This is a genomic window from candidate division WOR-3 bacterium (assembly GCA_013177935.1).
GTDB lineage: Bacteria > Hydrothermota > Tepidihabitantia > Tepidihabitantales > Tepidihabitantaceae > Tepidihabitans.
Map to the genome: position 1 here is coordinate 470,452 of JABLXZ010000002.1, position 16,307 is coordinate 486,758.

The following is a 16,307-nucleotide window of genomic DNA, read 5'->3' on the forward strand; positions in this document are numbered from 1 at the left end:
AATGTCTAATTATATAGTATGAAAAGAATTCTGACAACCTTAATTGTTTGTGCTGGTGCGGTGGTGTGCCTTGCCCAGCAGCGCGGTGCACTGAGTTCTTTACCGAGAACCGGTGTGATTACCGGTCAGGTGGTTGATGCCGAACAGGCAACACCGGTTGAGTACGCTAATGTGGTGCTGTACCGGATGCGGGACACAACCCTGCGGCGGAGCGCCAGTGTTGACACCAATCGTGTGGTTACGGGCACAGTTACCGATGCTCAGGGTAGGTTCGTGTTGCGCGAACTACCGCCGGGCAACTTCTACCTTGAGGTTTCGTTTATCGGGTACAAGACCCGGCGGTTGGAAAACATCCGCCTTGCGCCCGACGGTAAACTGGACCTGGGGCGGTTGACGATTGAGCCAGCGGTAATTTCAATGCCCGGTGCTGAGGTAACAGCCGAGAAGCCAAGAATTGAATACAAGATTGATAAGAAGATTATCAATGTGGCGCAGGACCCGGCGCTGCAGTCGGGAACAGCGGTTGATGCCCTGGAAAAGGCGCCGGCGGTGAAGGTTGATATCGAAGGGAATGTGACCCTGCGCGGGCTTTCCAGTTTCACGGTGTTGATTGATGGCAAGCCTTCACCGATTGAAGGCAGTGAGGCGCTTCAGCAGATTCCAGCGGGAACAATTGACCGGATTGAGATTGTCACCAACCCTTCGGTAAAGTATGACCCGGAAGGCAAGGCAGGGATTATCAATGTGATTTTGAAAAAACAACGCGCTAAGGGACTCAGCGGGGTTTTGAATCTGAATGCTGGTACCAATTCCAGTTACGGCGGTAATTTGCTTCTCACCCTGCGCCAGGGCATCGCCACATTTTATCTTGGTCCCAATTTTAACCAGATGAACTTCCCGGGCGAGAGGGTTGTTGAGCGCTGGGTAAAAAGGGCAGACACCACCTACTACAGCAATTCCTCAGGCACGATGAACTTTAACCGCCAGTTTTACGGTGTTCGGCTTGGTGCTGATCTCCAACCGAATGCTAACAATTACTTAAGCCTTGGCACCCGGCTGGGAGGAATGGGCGGAACTCGCTCCCAGGAGGCAGATTACCGGGAGTGGAAGTCAAGTTCGAACGACACCAGTAAGTACCAGGGTGTAACATCTTCGACCGATAAGCACCCTCAGGTGTCGGCTTATTTAGAGGCAAGCCACAGCTTTGGGGAAAAGGACCACAAGGCGACTTTTAGGTTGAATTACAGCGGTAACTGGCGCGATGGCTCGGACCAGACCGAAAACCGTATTGGCGACAGCGTTTTCAGTGGCAAGAGGACAACCGATGACCGCCAGGGCAACCGTTTAGACCTGAAACTGGATTACAGTTTGCCGTTGCGGGAAAAGGACCGGCTGGAAGCCGGTTACGAGGCGCGTTTGCGCCGGATGAGCCAGAGTACCGGATTTGCGCAGTTCAACCCGGTACTGGGAGGTTATGAGTCACTGGCGCAGTACAGCCACATGACAAAGCAGATAGACGATGCCCAGGCGCTTTACTCCAGTTACACCTTTAACTGGCACGCCCTGGGTGCGATGCTGGGCCTGCGCACCGAATTTACGGGCAGAAGTATAACCATTGACACAGCAACGATGGTGCCAGTAAACCGCTGGGACTTTTTCCCCAGTGCTCACCTCTCGTACAGTTTTCCGTTAGAACAGCAGGTGATGGCGAGTTATACCCGGAGGATTGACCGCCCCCGGGGCTGGGATTTGACACCGGAAACAACCTGGATGGATGCCAACAATGTGCGTACCGGCAACCCTAATCTTTTGCCCGAATTTATTGACTCATATGAAGCGGGGCTGGTATTGCCTTTTGGGAAACAGCGCATCTCTCTTGACGGTTATTATCGGGTGACCCACAATGTGATTGACCGGTTCCAGCGGGTCTGGCAGGGTTCGGTGATGCTCAACACGGTGGAAAATATCGGCACCGAGTATGCGCTCGGTTCCGAGTTCAACATTGATCTGGTGCCATTCTCCTTTTTAAACATCAGTTTAACCGGAGATGTGTACAACTATCGGCTTAAAACTGAGTTACCTGAAGCGCGCAATACCCAGGGCTTTAACTGGGAGGGCGGGATAACTACCGATTTAACCCTGCCCACAATGACCCGTCTTCAGTTCTCGGTTCATTACGAAAGCCCGAGCGCGACGGCGCAAGGAACCGAGGCGGGACGTATCTGGACCAGTGCCGGGTTGCGTCAGGCGCTGTTCAATCGGCAACTTCTGTTGACGCTCTCGGTGCGTGACCTCTTTGCCCAGTCGTTCCACGAAAGCAAGAATCAGGGGGAGAACTTCTACTCCTATTACCGGTTTAGCCGGCGGGGACCAACGGTCTGGTTCGGCTTAACCTGGAACTTCAACAACTACAAACCGGAAAGACGGCAGCAGAACAACAATAATGGAGATGATGACTTTGTCCGTCCTTACGACGAGTACTGAGCGCACCGGTCACCGGTTTCAACCGGGAAAATTCAATTCGTTGAGGAGCCGGTTAATCGTTTCCGGAGAAAAACCACGGCGGGCAAGGAGTCCAGCAAGGCGCCGCTTTTTTGTCAACGGGTCAAGTTTCTGATAACGAGGCAGGAAGTGCTCCAACACCATCTTTGCTGCCGCAGTTTCATCCGGTGCTGTGGCAAGGGCGCGGTTGATCAGTTCTTTTGCTATTCCAATTCGGGTTAGTTCCTGCTTGATTCGCCACTTGCCTTTATGCCCGACGGTGATACGGTCCTGGACATAGCGTTGCGCCAGTTTTTCGTCATCCACCAGCCCGGTTTCCTTAAAGTTTTTAAGAACCGCTTCAATTACCGCCGGAGTCCAGCCTTTCTTTTCCATCCTTTCCCGGAGTTCTTTTTCGGACCTTGCCCGATAGGAGAGCAGAAGCAGGGCGTACTCCCGGCATTTGCGGAGTTGTTCGGTGAGAATGGCATCTTCAAGGAGTTGGGTATCAACCCGTGCCCCTTCTTTGAGCCGGAACTGCTTTACTGTTTCCCGGTCAAGGGAGAAGGCAAATTCGCCGTCAACGAATACCGAGACCCTTTTTTTACTTCTTCTTTGGGGCTTGAGCCCGGTTATCTTCATCCCTGGACTTCGGACGGCCGAGTTTTAGTTTGTCCCGCAGGGCGGCTTCGACTTTGGCGGCAACATCTTTATGGCTTTTGAGAAATTCAACCGCCGCATCTCTGCCTTGACCTAACTTGGTGTTGCCATATGTAAACCAGGCACCGGATTTGTCGATGACACCCTGCTCAACGCCGATGTCAATCAGTTCACCTTCCCGGGAGATGCCTTCACCGTAGATGATGTCAAATTCCGCCTCGCGGAAGGGCGGGGCAATTTTGTTTTTCACGACCCGGACCTTGGTGCGGGAGCCAATCACCTGTTCACCCTTTTTGAGTGCGGCGATACGCCGGACATCAAGCCGGATTGTTGAGTAAAACTTCAACGCCAGACCACCCGGTGTGGTTTCGGGATTGCCAAACATCACGCCAATCTTGTGGCGAATCTGGTTTGTAAAGATGGCACAGGTTCGGGATTTGTGGATGACACCCGCCAGTTTGCGTAACGCCTGGGACATCAACCGTGCCTGGACACCAACAAAGGCGTCGCCCATCTCGCCTTCAATTTCGGCACGGGGCACGAGTGCGGCAACGGAGTCGATGACAAACAGGTCCAGTCCACCAGAGCGGGTGAGGAGTTCAGCAATTTCCAGCGCCTGTTCGCCCGAATCGGGCTGGGAGACGAGAAGGTCTTTGAGGTTAACACCCAGTTTTTCGGCATATTTTGGGTCGAGCGCATGCTCGGCATCAATGAAGGCGGCGGTGCCACCCAATTTCTGACACTGGGCGATGATTTCAAGGGCAAGGGTTGTTTTACCGGAAGATTCCGGACCAAAAATCTCAACGATGCGACCTTTGGGAACGCCGCCCACACCTAAGACCATATCCATCGCCAGCGAGCCGGTGGGGATAACATCAATGTCGATGACCGCGCCTTCTTCGCCCAGACGCATCACCGCTCCTTTGCCAAACTGTTTTTCAATCTGACCAAGCGCACTGCTCAGCGCTTTAACCTTTTCTTCTTTTGCCATAAAGCCTCCGGTGGTTTAATTTCATCTGCTGTTTTGTCCAGTATAAAGATACCCTATGGCAAGTCAAGGTTAATTTTATTTGCTGCCCGTAACGCTGCCTTTTCCAGGTCGTATAGGGCAAAGCGTATTCTTTTTATCTTTCGCGCGTAATCGGGTTTGTCAATTTTCATTACCTCCTCCAGTACCCGTGCCGCCTCTTCGGTGCGCTTGAAGTTGGCAAATAGGACATCGGCAAGGTTTTTCCGTTTCAGGCGGTCAAACCGGTCGTTTCTGCCCGGGTCCTGTTTGCTGTTGCGGAACAGTACAACCGAACGGCGCAGGTTTGAGAACTCCCTGCCCAGCCTGATGCGTAACTGCCGGATACGGTTCAGGAGCGCGGGCGCGTTTAATGTCAGGCGAGTGATGTCTTCAATGACCTTTAGCCCTTCGCTGAGCCGGTTGAGATTGGCATCAACAATCCTGCCGACCGCTGGCGAAAGTTCAATTGCCCGTTTTGGCATCAGTTTAGATTATAAGAAAATGCCCGGCGCATTCAACGCCGGGCACAGTGCCGTTAAATGGCTTTGAACTAACCGCCGCAGCAGCAGGAACGGTACGGTTTGTCCTCACCCTTTTTCTTCATCGGCTTGTCGCAGCAGAGAATTACGCAGTCGTCGCCACAGCCGCACGGTTTGGACACGGTAACTTCAAGACCGCACTCGGTACAGTAGAGTACCTCATCTTTTTTGTGACCCATAATGTCCTCCTTTATAAATTAATTTTACCCACCGGTTGCCGGTTGTCAAAGATACTCTTTAAGGCAGTGTTGCCCAGATGTCAAGCCCGAGGTAATAGTCGGCGATACCGCCACCTTTTGACATTGATTTCAGGGGCAGGCTGAACTTGGGCCGGACCGTGAGCAGGGGCAGCGGCTGGTACATAAGGAGGAAGGTTAAATTATTACGACTCAATTCGCTATTGGTAATCGGTGTGCCGTTGACCTTTTTGGGGTCCTGCGCGTAGCCGGTAAGCGCGACCTGAGGGGTGAGTTTCGGGATGACCGGAAAGTCCAGTCCAGCCATATACTCAAACATATTGCCCAGTTTGGTCGAGTCGTTCGATTTGCCGTTGAGCCAGTAGGCGCCGCGCAAATGGGCAACGATAAACAGCAGTTTGGTGGTGTTGAAGGCGAGTGCAGCACCGAAGTCGGTTGAGCCGTCACCGAGACAGAGATCGGGTAATGCGTCCTTGTCGCCGGTGGGCAGCGAAGCACCAAGGGACAGGGCGCCTTTGACCGGCAGGAGTGGAAACTGCAAAAAGCCGTAGCGGGCGACTACGAGCACATCACCGATACCGCTGTTAGACAGGTCGCCATGCTTTTTACTTAAAATCGGCACAACCCCACCCAGTTCAATTTTGAAGGGCAGACCAACACTGGCAAGAAGGTCTGCAGACAAAACATCAAGGCTCGTGTCAACTTTGTTAAATTTGTTAGTTTCCCAGGAGTATTTCTGGTTGTTCTGATAATAGGTCAGGGTTGTCCAGGCAAGGACCTGGAAAGGTTTGTTGACCGCACCGGTACGAATGATAAGGGGCGTTGCCTGAACCTCAGCGGTCAAAAAAAACAGGACAAGAACAGCCGGCTTTATCAGTTTCATTTTTCCTCCTTTTGTTTTCGCCAACACTATACCCTTGATTGAATCGGTGGTCAACCTCTGCAATTTGACACCGAACGGTTCGTGTCTATACTTTTTTTGTGCGGCGTTTGATTGTCCTGGTGGTTTTTATCCTGCCGGTTTTTATTCGGGCACAGGAGCCAGAAGGTTGGCTGGTGCCGTTTGGCTGTGCTTTTCAGCCGGACATCGCCGATTTCAATAACGCCTTTGTCCAGAGGGGTCTGCCTGCAGCCGAAAAGCGCCATTTGGGCTGGGGGGTAGAGTTAAGGTCGGGCATCGGTGGTGGTTTTCTTGCGGGTCCGATGTTTTTTCGCACCTATAACGATGTGGAGAACGACTCGTTTCATCTGCGCACCGAGCACACCGGTATTCTGGCAGAACTGGGTTATAAACTGCCGCTGTTTAAGTTCCTTACCATCGTGCCGCTCATCGGTCTGGGTGGGGTTCAGCCCGGCTTTCACATCCGGGAAAAAACCGGTGAGATTTCCCTTGATTCGCTTTTGCAGGCACCGGGTAACACCGCAGTTCTCTCACCCGGGATGAAAATCACCGGTCTTGGTGCCTTAGAACTCCATCTTCTGGTGCCGACAAATACCGGCAGTTACGGTCTTGCCCTGCGCGGCGGTTATCTCTACTCACCTTTTCGTCTGAGCTGGCACCTTGCCAACGGGTCGCGGATTACCGGCACACCAAACACAAAAATTCAGGGGTTCTGGTTTTCGGTCGGCATCACTTTGATCCCGGCACCAGAGGTTGCGACGGTAGAATGAGACACCGGTTGTTTCTCACTGGCGGTATTGCGATTTTTGCCCTGACCTGTGTTCTTACCTACCGGCTGGAACTGCCTCAGTTGCATACCAAGCCGGCACGCCTAGTCTTGGTGCTGAATGTTAACAGCCACAACGGTGCGGTAACGGCAAACACAACTACGGATACCGTTATTTCGGTACTGATAACCCGCTATGCCTATGGCAGAGACAGTGGCGATGCCCGAAGGCGTGTTGAGCAGGTTGTCATCACCGATACCTTAATTGGGAGTAACTGGACGCTTAATGCGGAAATTCCTCCCGCGACCCAGCCAATCGGTGCGGTTTTTGATATCCAAGCCCCGCGCACGGTTGATTTGAACCTCGCCACGAGCAACGGTAAGATTACGGTGAACGGTTTTGAAGCCGATGTGACGGTTAACACGAGTAATAGCCCGGTGGTTTTTACCGGTACAAAGGGCGATGGCACAATCACCACGACCAATGGCAAGGTTACGGTTCAGGTCCATTCCGGGGCGATGACCATCCAGACATCAAACGGCGAAATTGATTGCGACATCGCCTATCTGCCGGCAATGAAGTCGGTGCAACTGAGAACCAGCAATGGTAAGGTTACGCTGCGGCTGCCACCGGATGTGTCGGCGACGATTACGGCAACCACGACAAACGGTACGGTGGTTGTCACCGGGTATCAGGTGCAGTATCAGGAGCAGAGTCGAAGCCATATCCGGGCAAAGATTGGCTCGGGCGCTTCACCAATCAACATTAACACAACCAACGGCGACATTTTAATTCAGTCCCGTTATTGAACAAAGGAGGAAAAAATGGCAGAGGAGAAAGGTCTGGTAAGCCATCTGACCGATGAAAATTTTGACACCGAAATCAACAACTCAACCATTCCGGTAATGGTCGACTTCTGGGCGCCCTGGTGTGGTCCCTGCCGGATGCTGGCACCGATTCTTGAGAAGATTGCGGTGCGGTTTGAAGGGAAATTGAAGGTGGCAAAGGTCAATGTGGATGAGAACCCCGGGGTGGCAGGTAGATTCGGAATTATGAGCATTCCGACCCTGATACTGTTCAAAGGGGGCAAGGAGACCGAACGGATGGTCGGAGCAATGCCCGAGGGAGTTCTCGCCGAAAAACTGAATCAGCTGTTAGGCTAAAACATACCGATTATGCTTTTGCCCCGGGTCGTTGCCCGGTTGAAAGAGATTTGTGCTTCCGAACGGGTGATAACCGACCCGGAAAAACTGATTGACTATAGCCACGACGAAAGTCCGGAAAAGCCCCACCTGCCGGACCTACTCGTGAAGCCGGTAACGGTTGACGAGATTAGTGAAGTCGTCAGGCTGGCACAGGAGGAGAAAATACCGGTGACACCGCGTGGTCTCGGTACCGGGCTGGCTGGTGGTGCGGTGCCGGTTCAGGGTGGGATTGTTCTGTCAACCGAACTGATGGATAAGGTGATTGAGGTTGACCCGGACAATCTGATGGTTCGGACGCAACCCGGGGTGAGAACCGTGCGGGTTCAGGAAGCCTGCGCCGGGTTCAATCTTTACTATCCGGTGGACCCGGCATCGCTTGACGACTGCTCAATCGGCGGGAATGTCGCAACCAATGCGGGTGGGGCTCGGGCGTTCAAGTACGGCGTGACCGGCGACTATGTAACCGGAATTCAGGCGGTACTGGCAGACGGTAGTGTGCTCAACTACGGCGGCAAGTTAAGGAAAAATGTCACGGGCTATGACCTGAACAAACTTTTCATCGGTTCCGAAGGCACACTGGGCATCATCACCGAAATCACCTTCCGGCTCGTGCCCAAACCCCGTTATCAGGTTGACCTGTTAATCCCCTTTCCGAATTTGCGGCTCGGAGTGGAACTGGTGTTGAAACTGGTAAAAGAGAAGCGGTTTGTGCCAGCGGTGATTGAGTTCATTGAGAAAAAAGGGATCGAAGCCTGTGCCCGGGTGTTTCAGGAAAACCTGCCGTTTAAAGAGGCGGCGGTGCAGGTTCTAATTGAGGTTGAAGGCAGCGAAAAGGAGAAGGTGCTGGAGGATGCGATAGCGGTGGCACAGATGGCAAAGGAACTGGGCGCCGAGGAGCCGCTTATTGCCGACAATCAAGCCAGTCAGGCAAGGCTCTGGAAAACCCGGCGCTCAGTTGCCAAGACCCTGAAACAGGTTTATCCGGAGGTGATGGCAGAGGACATCGTGGTACCGCTGGCGCGGCTGCCCGAAACCGTGGAGTTTATCACCGAGTTAGAAAAGCGATTTCAAACGGTAATCGTGCCCTTTGGCCACATCGGTGATGGCAACATCCATGTTGACATCTGCCGGCAGGGCAATGACCGGGCAAACTGGCAGAAAACCTGTGCCCGGATTGTTGACCAGTTGATTGAGTTTGTTGTCAGGGTCGGGGGCCAGATAACTGCGGAGCACGGTATCGGTTCGCTTAAAAAGCACCTTTTGAAAAAGGGGCTTTCCGAGGTTGAGATTGGGGTAATGAAGGAGATAAAACGGGCACTGGACCCGGATGGTCTTTTAAACCCAGGGAAAATCTTTCCCTGATTTGCGGGGTAATACATTTAGACCCCGATTTAACCGAAAAGTTCACATATTATATAATCTATTGAAAACCGGTGAAATGCCTGCTGGATACAGTCCCGAATACGGTCCCCTCCCTCCTTCCGGGGATAGTAACCGGTGCGATAATGACCGCTCTTCTTTTTATCCGGTGCGGGAGCAAGCGGCAATCACCACCAATAATCGATTTAGGGTAAATGTACGCTGATAATCCCCGATGCATTTTCCATCCAACTCTTATCTGGGCTGTGCGATAAACTTATCGGTATAATGTCTGGTATGTGTTGTCCGCACCGGCAGGGAAGACAGTTTAATGGGCAGGATAGCCGGTTGCAAAGAGAGGGTATAAAGAGGGAGTAGAGTTTGCTTAATCTTGATTCCGGGTTAGAATCAAGGTGCTAAAGTAAAAGAAAGGAGATGTTGTGTTAAAGAAAGATAAGAAGACAAAGCTGAAGGATGTGGCGTATTGCAGTTTGTTTTGCGGTCTTTGTTCATCCAAGAATCGGATACCGCAACAGGCAAAGGCGCTGCGGCAGACGATGCACAATGAGGGCTGGGATTTGTGGGGAAATGAGTTTGCCGGATTTAAGGAGTTCTGGAAGTTTCTCAATGGGCTGGTAAAAGGAGCCTGTTCAGGCTGTCGGCAGGGTGGCGGTCCACCGTTTTGCGGAATCAGAAAGTGTGCCCGGGAAAGAAAGGTTGAGGTGTGCGTATTCTGTTCGGATTGGCCCTGCGAGCGGATTAAAGGGCTGGCAAAGGGTTATCATACCCTGATTCCTGATGCGGAGCGGATGAAGAGAATTGGTCTGGATAGATGGCTGAAGGAACAGGCACAAAGGGCAAAGGCCGGGTTCTGTTATTGTGATATTCGTTGCCAGCCCTATACGATTGCCAAGGATTGAACAAAAAGAAAGGAGATGCCAGATGAAGGAAAAAATGGTCGCATATTGCGGGATAGTATGCAGTGACTGTCCGGCGTTTATTGCGACTCAGAATGGGGACGAGAAGTTGCTTGCCGAGACCGCAAAGAAGTGGTCATCACCGACCTGGGAGGTTAAGCCCGAGGATATTATCTGTGACGGTTGTGTTCAGGGTAAACGGCGGGCAAAGTTCTGTTATGAGTGTCCAACAAGGAACTGCGGTGTGACACGGCAAGTGAAGAACTGTGGCTGGTGTGATGATTATCCCTGTGAGACCCTGAAAGGGCACTGGGAGCGGTTTAAGATTCCTGAACAAGAAAAGGTTTTAGATGAGGAGCACCGCCAAAAGCAGGCAACGAAGGGTAAAGGGGGATGAGCGGCTGAACTGTCGCATAAAGTTGCCTGATAATTTTTTGTCATTACAATAAGTACTATGAATCATCGGGAGTTGCGCCGAACATTTCTTGAGTTCTATGCTCAGCGGGAGCATAAGATTGTCCCCAGTTCTTCTTTGATTCCCAGGGACGACCCAACACTTCTTTTTACCAGCGCCGGGATGGTGCAGTTTAAGGCGCTCTGGGCGGGTGCGGTGGAGTTGCCATATCGTCGGGCGTGCTCGGTTCAGAAGTGTCTAAGGGCATCGGACCTGGAAAAGGTTGGGAAGACGCCAAGGCACTGTACCTTTTTTGAGATGCTGGGCAACTTTTCTTTTGGCGACTATTTTAAGGCAGAAGCGATTCCCTGGGCTTGGGAGTATTTAACGCAGGTGGTGAAACTTGACCCGGCAAAACTTTATGTTTCAGTTTTTGAGGAGGATGATGAGGCGTTTGAGGTGTGGCATAAGAAGGTGGGTTTGCCCGAGAAGAAAATTTACCGGCTGGGTGAGAAGGACAATTTCTGGGGCCCGGCCGGCGGAACTGGTGCCTGCGGTCCCTGTTCGGAGATTTATGTTGACCTGGGTCCGGAGTTTGGTTGCGGCAAGGAAAGTTGTGGACCGGGTTGTGATTGCGACCGGTTTTCAGAGGTTTACAATATCGTGTTTCCCCAGTTTAATCAGTTGCCCGATGGCACCCGGGAGCCGTTGAAGAATCGGGGGATTGACACTGGGATGGGTTTGGAGCGGCTGGCAATGGTCTCCCAGGGCAAGAGGACGATTTTTGAAACCGACCTGTTTTTACCGCTGGTGCGGGCAACCGAGGAGATTCTGAGCAAAGATTTAGACCCAGAAAACCGGCCGATGTTTTATGTTGCGGTGGACCACGCCCGCGCCCTGACTTTTGCGATTACCGATGGCGCAATTCCGTCCAATGAGGGCCGGGGCTATGTGTTGCGGAACATTTTGCGCCGCGCCTTGCTGTTTGCGTTTCGTGCCGGAGTGCAGGAGCCGTTTCTTTATCAGGTGTGTGGTGCGGTGGTTGAGTTGATGCGGCAGTTTTATCCGGAGTTGACCACAAAACGGGAGCAGGTGGCTTTGATTGTCCGCGCCGAAGAGGAACGGTTTTTGCGGACACTGGCGGCGGGTCTGGAGCGGTGGGAAGAGACCCGGGCACGCTGTCAGAAGGATGGACTGATTCCCGGGGAGGAGCTTTTTAAGTTGCACGACACCTACGGGTTTCACATTGAACTGGTGGCGGAACTGGCAGAGGGTTCGGGATTGAAACTGGACCGGGATGGTTTTGAGCGGGCGATGCAGGAGCAGAAGGAACGGAGCCGGAAGGCAACATTTATCACCACCGGGGCAGGTGGCGCACCACTTGAGGTGGGTATTGGCGGTGAGACGGAGTTTGTTGGCTATGATAGCGACGAGACCGAAAGCGAGTTGGTGAGTTTTGTCCGGCAGGAGGATGGAAGTTACGAACTGATTCTACGCCGAACCCCATTTTATGCAGAAGCGGGTGGTCAGGTTGGCGATACCGGTCGGGTTGTGGGTGAGGGTTTTGAGTTTGAGGTGATGGACAGTTACTTTAAGCATGGGGTGCGGGTTTTGCGGGCGGTTTTGAAGTCGGGTGAACCGAAAACCGGGGTGGTGTTTGCGGCGATTGATAAAGAGCGGCGGCGGGAGATTGAGCGGGCGCACACCGCGACCCATCTTTTGCATGCGGCGTTGCGCCGCGTGCTGGGCGAGTATGTTAAGCAGGAGGGTTCGCTCGTGGAGCCGGGCCGGTTGCGCTTTGATTTTGCCGCATTTGAGCCGCTGAAGCCGGAGCAGATTAACGAGGTGGAGCGGCTGGTTTATGAAGCGGTCTTGCGCGACATAAAGGTGGAGCGGCTGGTTGATGTGCCTCTGGAGGAGGCGAAGCGGATGGGTGCGCTGGCGTTTTTTGGCGAGCAGTACGGCGAGCGGGTGCGGGTTTTGAAGATTGGCGATTTTTCTATGGAGTTGTGCGGTGGGACCCATCTGCGACGGACCGGCGAAGTTGGGCTGTTGCGAATTGTTGCTGAAACCGGTGTTGCCGCAGGAATCCGGCGGATTGAAGCGGTTGTGGGCCGGCAGGCGTTTGAGCGGGTGAAGCGGGAACGACAAACCCTGGACCAGATTGAGACGCACCTGGGCGTGAGCGAGGAGGCGCTTTTCAAGAAGGTTGTTGCCCTGACCGAGGAGTTGAAGCGGGTTGAGGCAAGGGTGCGGCAGTTGTCGACACAACTGGCACGCAATGCCGCTGCCGAGCTCGTGTCCGGAGCGGAAACGATTGCCGGAGTTCAGGTTGTGCAGGGCGACTTTCCCTTTTTTGAGGTTGAGGAGTTGCGCATTGTTGTCGACCGTTTGCGGGAGTTGCTGATGGGAAGTTATGCGGTTTTGTTGACCGGCGCGGTGAGTGGCGAACGGTTACGTTTTGTGGTGACGGTGAGCCCGGATTTGCAGAATAAACTGCCGGCGGGCAAGTTGGCAAAAATCGTGGGTAGCGCGATGGCAGGTGGCGGTGGTGGTAAGCCGGACATTGCCGAAGGCGGTGGCAAGGTTGACCGGCGTGATGCGGGCGAGCAGGCTTTAAAACAGGCGTTGACTGATGCCCATTATGGGTAATCAGTTGCTTTCCGGAACAGGGTATTGAAGCTCTAAAATTCTCCTGACAATCTCCAGGCGTTCCAGAGTGTCGGCGTCATAGTCCGGTAAAAGGTCGTAGTTTTGCGTCATATAGCCGGGCCAGGAGTAGCGTTGCTGGGTCATAAAGTCCAGTGCCGAAACCGAGTCCCGGTCGTGCAGGAAGTAAGCAATCTGTTTTTCCATTTCCGGGTAGATGGGCAGATAGCAGGATAAGGTCATGGCGTAGCGGTCCAGGGTTACAGGTCTGCCTTCGCTGACCAGAACTGCGGTCCGGATGCGGTCGGGGGTGAACTTTTGATGGCGCAACTGGCTGATGAGTTGCTTCGTTTCCGAATAGGTGAGGTCGGTGTCAGGACCGATGATGGTGAAGAGGCGCCGGAGCAGGATGTCAGCAATCCGGGTGTCGGCAAGACGCCAGAGGCGAAGGGCAATGGTTTTGATGAAGTTGAGGGTGTTGCGACAGCGGTCCAGGTCGTCGTAAGTCAAGCCGTTGCGCTGGCGGACAAATTTTAGTGCCTGGTCCGGGTCAGCAAGTTTTATCGTACCCAGTGAAATGGTGCCAAGGATGGAGCGGAGCAGGCGAAAGGTCATCCGGAATGAGTCAAAGTCAAAGGCGATGAATCGGTCGATTTTGATGTCAAGGAGGTGCTCAAGGGTACGGCGTAAAAGCGGTTCACCACCGATTGCGTAGGTGTGGGTGATTTTTTCCATTGCGTTGAAGTCAGTGGGTGATGTTGCCGATGTGACACCGGGCACGACCACGAGAAGGTCACGGGGAACCGCGAAAAGGTTGATGCGGTTTTCGTTTAAGTTGATATGGCAGATGACGATGATGTCCGAATGGGCGGTTTTTTCCCGGGGGATGCGGGTTGTGCCGCCGCGGTCCTGAGCCGGATTTAAGGCACGGGCATCTTTGCCAATGATGAGGATGTTGATAACGCCTTCGGGTCCGGGTTTCAGGGTGGATTCGGTTTTGCGGTAAGGATGAGGGACAAGGAAGAAGTAGTAGATGAGGGCAAGTGTGATGAGGAGAACAAAAAGGACGATGGGCAGAAGCAGGCGTCGGAGTTTAATCGGTGACATTGAGCTGAATAGGGTAGCCGGTGAATTTAAACTGGTCACGGATAAGGTTAAGGACATAGCGCAGGTAGCGCCGGTCCGCAGCATCCGGGTCTGAGAGGCGCAGGCGGAATGTTGGTGGTCTGATACCGGTCTGGGTCAAACTTAAGACCCGACAGTGTGGCTTCGGCGGCGTGGATTTGAGTTGCTCAAGGACGGTGGTGCGCAGGAACTGGGCGCTGATACGCATTGCCCCGGAGTGGTAGACCGCTTTTGCCTGACGGATGGCGTCAAGGACACCTTTGCCTTTCAGGGCGCAGGCATAGACGAGGGGCGCATAATGGACAAATTGCAGTTGACGGGTGATGTATTCCCGGGTTTTTTTCTCGAGTTCTTTAGGAACGAGGTCAATTTTGTTGGCAATGATGACCAGCCCTTTGTTTCTCTTCTCGGCGAGGTTGATGATGCGTTTGTCCTGAGCGGTTGGTCCTTCCTGGGCGGCGATAATTATCAGAGCGATGGCGCACCGGTCAATGGCGTCAAGGGCACGGCGGACTGAGTAAAACTCAACCGGCTCTTCAATGCGGGCGCGGCGCCGAATGCCAGCGGTGTCAATGATACGGTAGGTTTCGCCTTCAAACTGGAAGGTTTCTTCAATTGTGTCCCGGGTGGTGCCCGGTTGTGGGGTAACAATCGCCCGTTCTTTGCCCAGGAGCTGGTTTAAGAAGGTGGATTTACCAACATTAGGCCGGCCCAGGATTGCCAGAGCGATTTCTTTTGTGGTACGGGCGGGCGGTTCTGGAGGCAAAAGCCGGACGATTTCGTCTAAAAGTTCGGCAACACCGATGCCGTGCTCAGCGGAGATGGGAAAGATTTTGGCGGCGCCGAGACGGTGAAAGTCGGAAATGTCAAAATGGCGCTTGACATCGCATTTGTTGACGGCAAGGAGGAACTGTTTGCCCTGACGGCGCAGGCGCCGGGCGATTTCTTCGTCAAGGGGCAGTAAACCGGCGACACCGTCCACAACCAGAACTACGACCGTTGATTCGTTAAGGGCAAGTTCCACCTGGCGGGCGATTTCTTTTTCCAGCAACTCTTCGGCGTCGGGTATGAAGCCACCGGTGTCCATAACGGAAAATGTCCGGCCGCACCATTCTGCCGTGCGTACCAGACGGTCGCGAGTGATGCCCGGTTCCTTTAAAGTGATGGCAACTCTGCCACCTACCAGGCGGTTGAAAAGGGTTGATTTACCGACATTGGGTCGGCCGACAATTGCAACGCTTGCCATACGAGTAATGTAATAGAGTATTGGTTTTCCCAGAATAGTCAAGAGGACTTAATACCCGTTTTTAGCGGCGGAGCAGAAATATCAAAAGCAGGGCAAGGGCACCGAGGACCAGAATACTGATGATTCCGGTCAAGAGGTAGCGCTGAGTGTGGACCTCTTCGTACTTTTCTTCGATTTCGGGAATTTTGAGCGGCTCCTGTTTGGGGCGGACTTCGTCTTTGACCTCGCCTTTAAATACCAGATTGCAGACCGGACAAAAGCGATGCGGCCGATCCATAAGATGACCACACTCCGGGCAGAAGTAGCGATTCCCTCTTTTGACAATTGGTGCCTCAGCCATAGTTAAGCCGTGTTTATGATAAAAGGGAATTTGTACTTTGTCAAGCGGAGCGTAAGCCCTTTTTGGGGGCTGAAAAACCGTTTATCCCCCCTTGAATCTGCTTGACAGAAGGCAATTTGTCATCACAATAGAAGCAGTTACACCTGAGGGTGTAACTGGAGACGATGGTTTCTAACCGCCCTTATGGGCAGAAAGGAGAGGTAATGCCACGTGGTCAAGCTCTGATGAATCGCACGGTGAAGCTTACCGATGCGATGCAGCCGGTCTTCGGTCCTGGAAAGGTAATCAAGGTAAAAGACATCAATAAGAAACTGTGGGCTTATGTGAAGAAGCATAAGCTGATGACCGGGACCGGTCCGTTAATGAAGCGCTCAATCAAACTGACCCCGGACCTGCAAGCGCTGTTTGGCAAAAAGGCTTCGGTCAAGGTCAGTGAGATGATGAAACTGCTCTGGGCATACATTCGGAAGAACAACCTGTTCTAACCGAGCGTCCAGAAGAGGTATAATAAGGCGACC

At 53.1% G+C, this 16,307-nt stretch carries 17 protein-coding genes; 9 read left to right on the forward strand and 8 right to left on the reverse strand.

Annotated features, from left to right (window positions below; all coding sequences use genetic code 11):
• Positions 1–18 precede the first annotated feature (18 nt).
• The gene (locus tag HPY86_05270) at positions 19–2,484 is read left to right on the forward strand and encodes a TonB-dependent receptor (protein ID NPV14325.1); all 2,466 of its coding nucleotides are present in this window, start codon (positions 19–21) and stop codon (positions 2,482–2,484) included.
• 18 nt (positions 2,485–2,502) lie between these two features.
• Here HPY86_05270 and HPY86_05275 read toward each other — a convergent pair whose 3' ends face one another.
• The 5 genes from HPY86_05275 to HPY86_05295 form a co-directional block, all read right to left on the reverse strand.
• Positions 2,503–3,123, reverse strand: coding sequence for a hypothetical protein (locus HPY86_05275; GenBank protein NPV14326.1), 621 nt, complete (start codon positions 3,121–3,123; stop codon positions 2,503–2,505).
• Positions 3,086–4,132, reverse strand: a complete 1,047-nt coding sequence (gene recA, locus HPY86_05280) for a recombinase RecA (protein ID NPV14327.1) — start codon at positions 4,130–4,132, stop codon at positions 3,086–3,088. Before recA ends, HPY86_05275 begins: the two co-directional genes overlap by 38 nt.
• Before the next feature lie 53 nt (positions 4,133–4,185).
• Positions 4,186–4,632 (reverse strand): thiamine-phosphate pyrophosphorylase, encoded by a 447-nt coding sequence (locus HPY86_05285; protein ID NPV14328.1) that lies wholly within the window; start codon positions 4,630–4,632, stop codon positions 4,186–4,188.
• 68 nt (positions 4,633–4,700) lie between these two features.
• Positions 4,701–4,868: a hypothetical protein gene (locus tag HPY86_05290; GenBank protein ID NPV14329.1), complete on the reverse strand. Its 168-nt coding sequence runs from the start codon at positions 4,866–4,868 to the stop codon at positions 4,701–4,703.
• A 58-nt stretch (positions 4,869–4,926) separates the two neighbouring features.
• Positions 4,927–5,769: a hypothetical protein gene (locus HPY86_05295; protein NPV14330.1), complete on the reverse strand. Its 843-nt coding sequence runs from the start codon at positions 5,767–5,769 to the stop codon at positions 4,927–4,929.
• Between the two features lie 98 nt (positions 5,770–5,867).
• Between HPY86_05295 and HPY86_05300 the strand changes: the two genes are divergently transcribed.
• From HPY86_05300 to alaS, 7 genes are all read left to right on the forward strand, one after another.
• Positions 5,868–6,557, forward strand: coding sequence for a hypothetical protein (locus tag HPY86_05300; GenBank protein ID NPV14331.1), 690 nt, complete (start codon positions 5,868–5,870; stop codon positions 6,555–6,557).
• Positions 6,554–7,363: a DUF4097 family beta strand repeat protein gene (locus tag HPY86_05305; protein NPV14332.1), complete on the forward strand. Its 810-nt coding sequence runs from the start codon at positions 6,554–6,556 to the stop codon at positions 7,361–7,363. Before HPY86_05300 ends, HPY86_05305 begins: the two co-directional genes overlap by 4 nt.
• A gap of 15 nt (positions 7,364–7,378) precedes the next feature.
• Positions 7,379–7,717, forward strand: coding sequence for a thioredoxin (trxA, locus tag HPY86_05310; protein NPV14333.1), 339 nt, complete (start codon positions 7,379–7,381; stop codon positions 7,715–7,717).
• A gap of 12 nt (positions 7,718–7,729) precedes the next feature.
• The gene (locus tag HPY86_05315) at positions 7,730–9,121 is read left to right on the forward strand and encodes an FAD-binding oxidoreductase (GenBank protein ID NPV14334.1); all 1,392 of its coding nucleotides are present in this window, start codon (positions 7,730–7,732) and stop codon (positions 9,119–9,121) included.
• 437 nt (positions 9,122–9,558) lie between these two features.
• Complete coding sequence (locus HPY86_05320; protein ID NPV14335.1) at positions 9,559–10,038, forward strand: DUF3795 domain-containing protein; 480 nt, start codon at positions 9,559–9,561, stop codon at positions 10,036–10,038.
• Positions 10,039–10,060: 22 nt separating this feature from the next.
• Positions 10,061–10,432, forward strand: coding sequence for a DUF3795 domain-containing protein (locus tag HPY86_05325; protein ID NPV14336.1), 372 nt, complete (start codon positions 10,061–10,063; stop codon positions 10,430–10,432).
• Positions 10,433–10,489: 57 nt separating this feature from the next.
• Entirely contained in the window at positions 10,490–13,081 is a 2,592-nt protein-coding gene (alaS, locus tag HPY86_05330) for an alanine--tRNA ligase (protein NPV14337.1), read from the forward strand.
• Here the strand turns inward: alaS and HPY86_05335 are convergent, their stop codons facing one another.
• The 3 genes from HPY86_05335 to HPY86_05345 all read right to left on the reverse strand — a co-directional run bounded on the left by HPY86_05335 (position 13,082) and on the right by HPY86_05345 (position 15,789).
• The gene (locus HPY86_05335; protein NPV14338.1) at positions 13,082–14,185 is read right to left on the reverse strand and encodes a hypothetical protein; all 1,104 of its coding nucleotides are present in this window, start codon (positions 14,183–14,185) and stop codon (positions 13,082–13,084) included.
• Positions 14,172–15,449 carry a ribosome biogenesis GTPase Der gene (gene der, locus HPY86_05340; GenBank protein NPV14339.1) on the reverse strand — a complete coding sequence of 426 codons (1,278 nt, stop codon included), beginning with the start codon at positions 15,447–15,449 and terminating at the stop codon, positions 14,172–14,174. Before der ends, HPY86_05335 begins: the two co-directional genes overlap by 14 nt.
• 61 nt (positions 15,450–15,510) lie before the next feature.
• On the reverse strand, positions 15,511–15,789 hold the full coding sequence (locus tag HPY86_05345) for a zinc ribbon domain-containing protein (protein ID NPV14340.1): 279 nt from the start codon (positions 15,787–15,789) through the stop codon (positions 15,511–15,513).
• Positions 15,790–15,992: 203 nt separating this feature from the next.
• On the opposite strand from HPY86_05345, the gene HPY86_05350 reads away from it, so the two are divergent.
• Entirely contained in the window at positions 15,993–16,274 is a 282-nt protein-coding gene (locus HPY86_05350) for a hypothetical protein (protein ID NPV14341.1), read from the forward strand.
• Positions 16,275–16,307 lie beyond the last annotated feature (33 nt).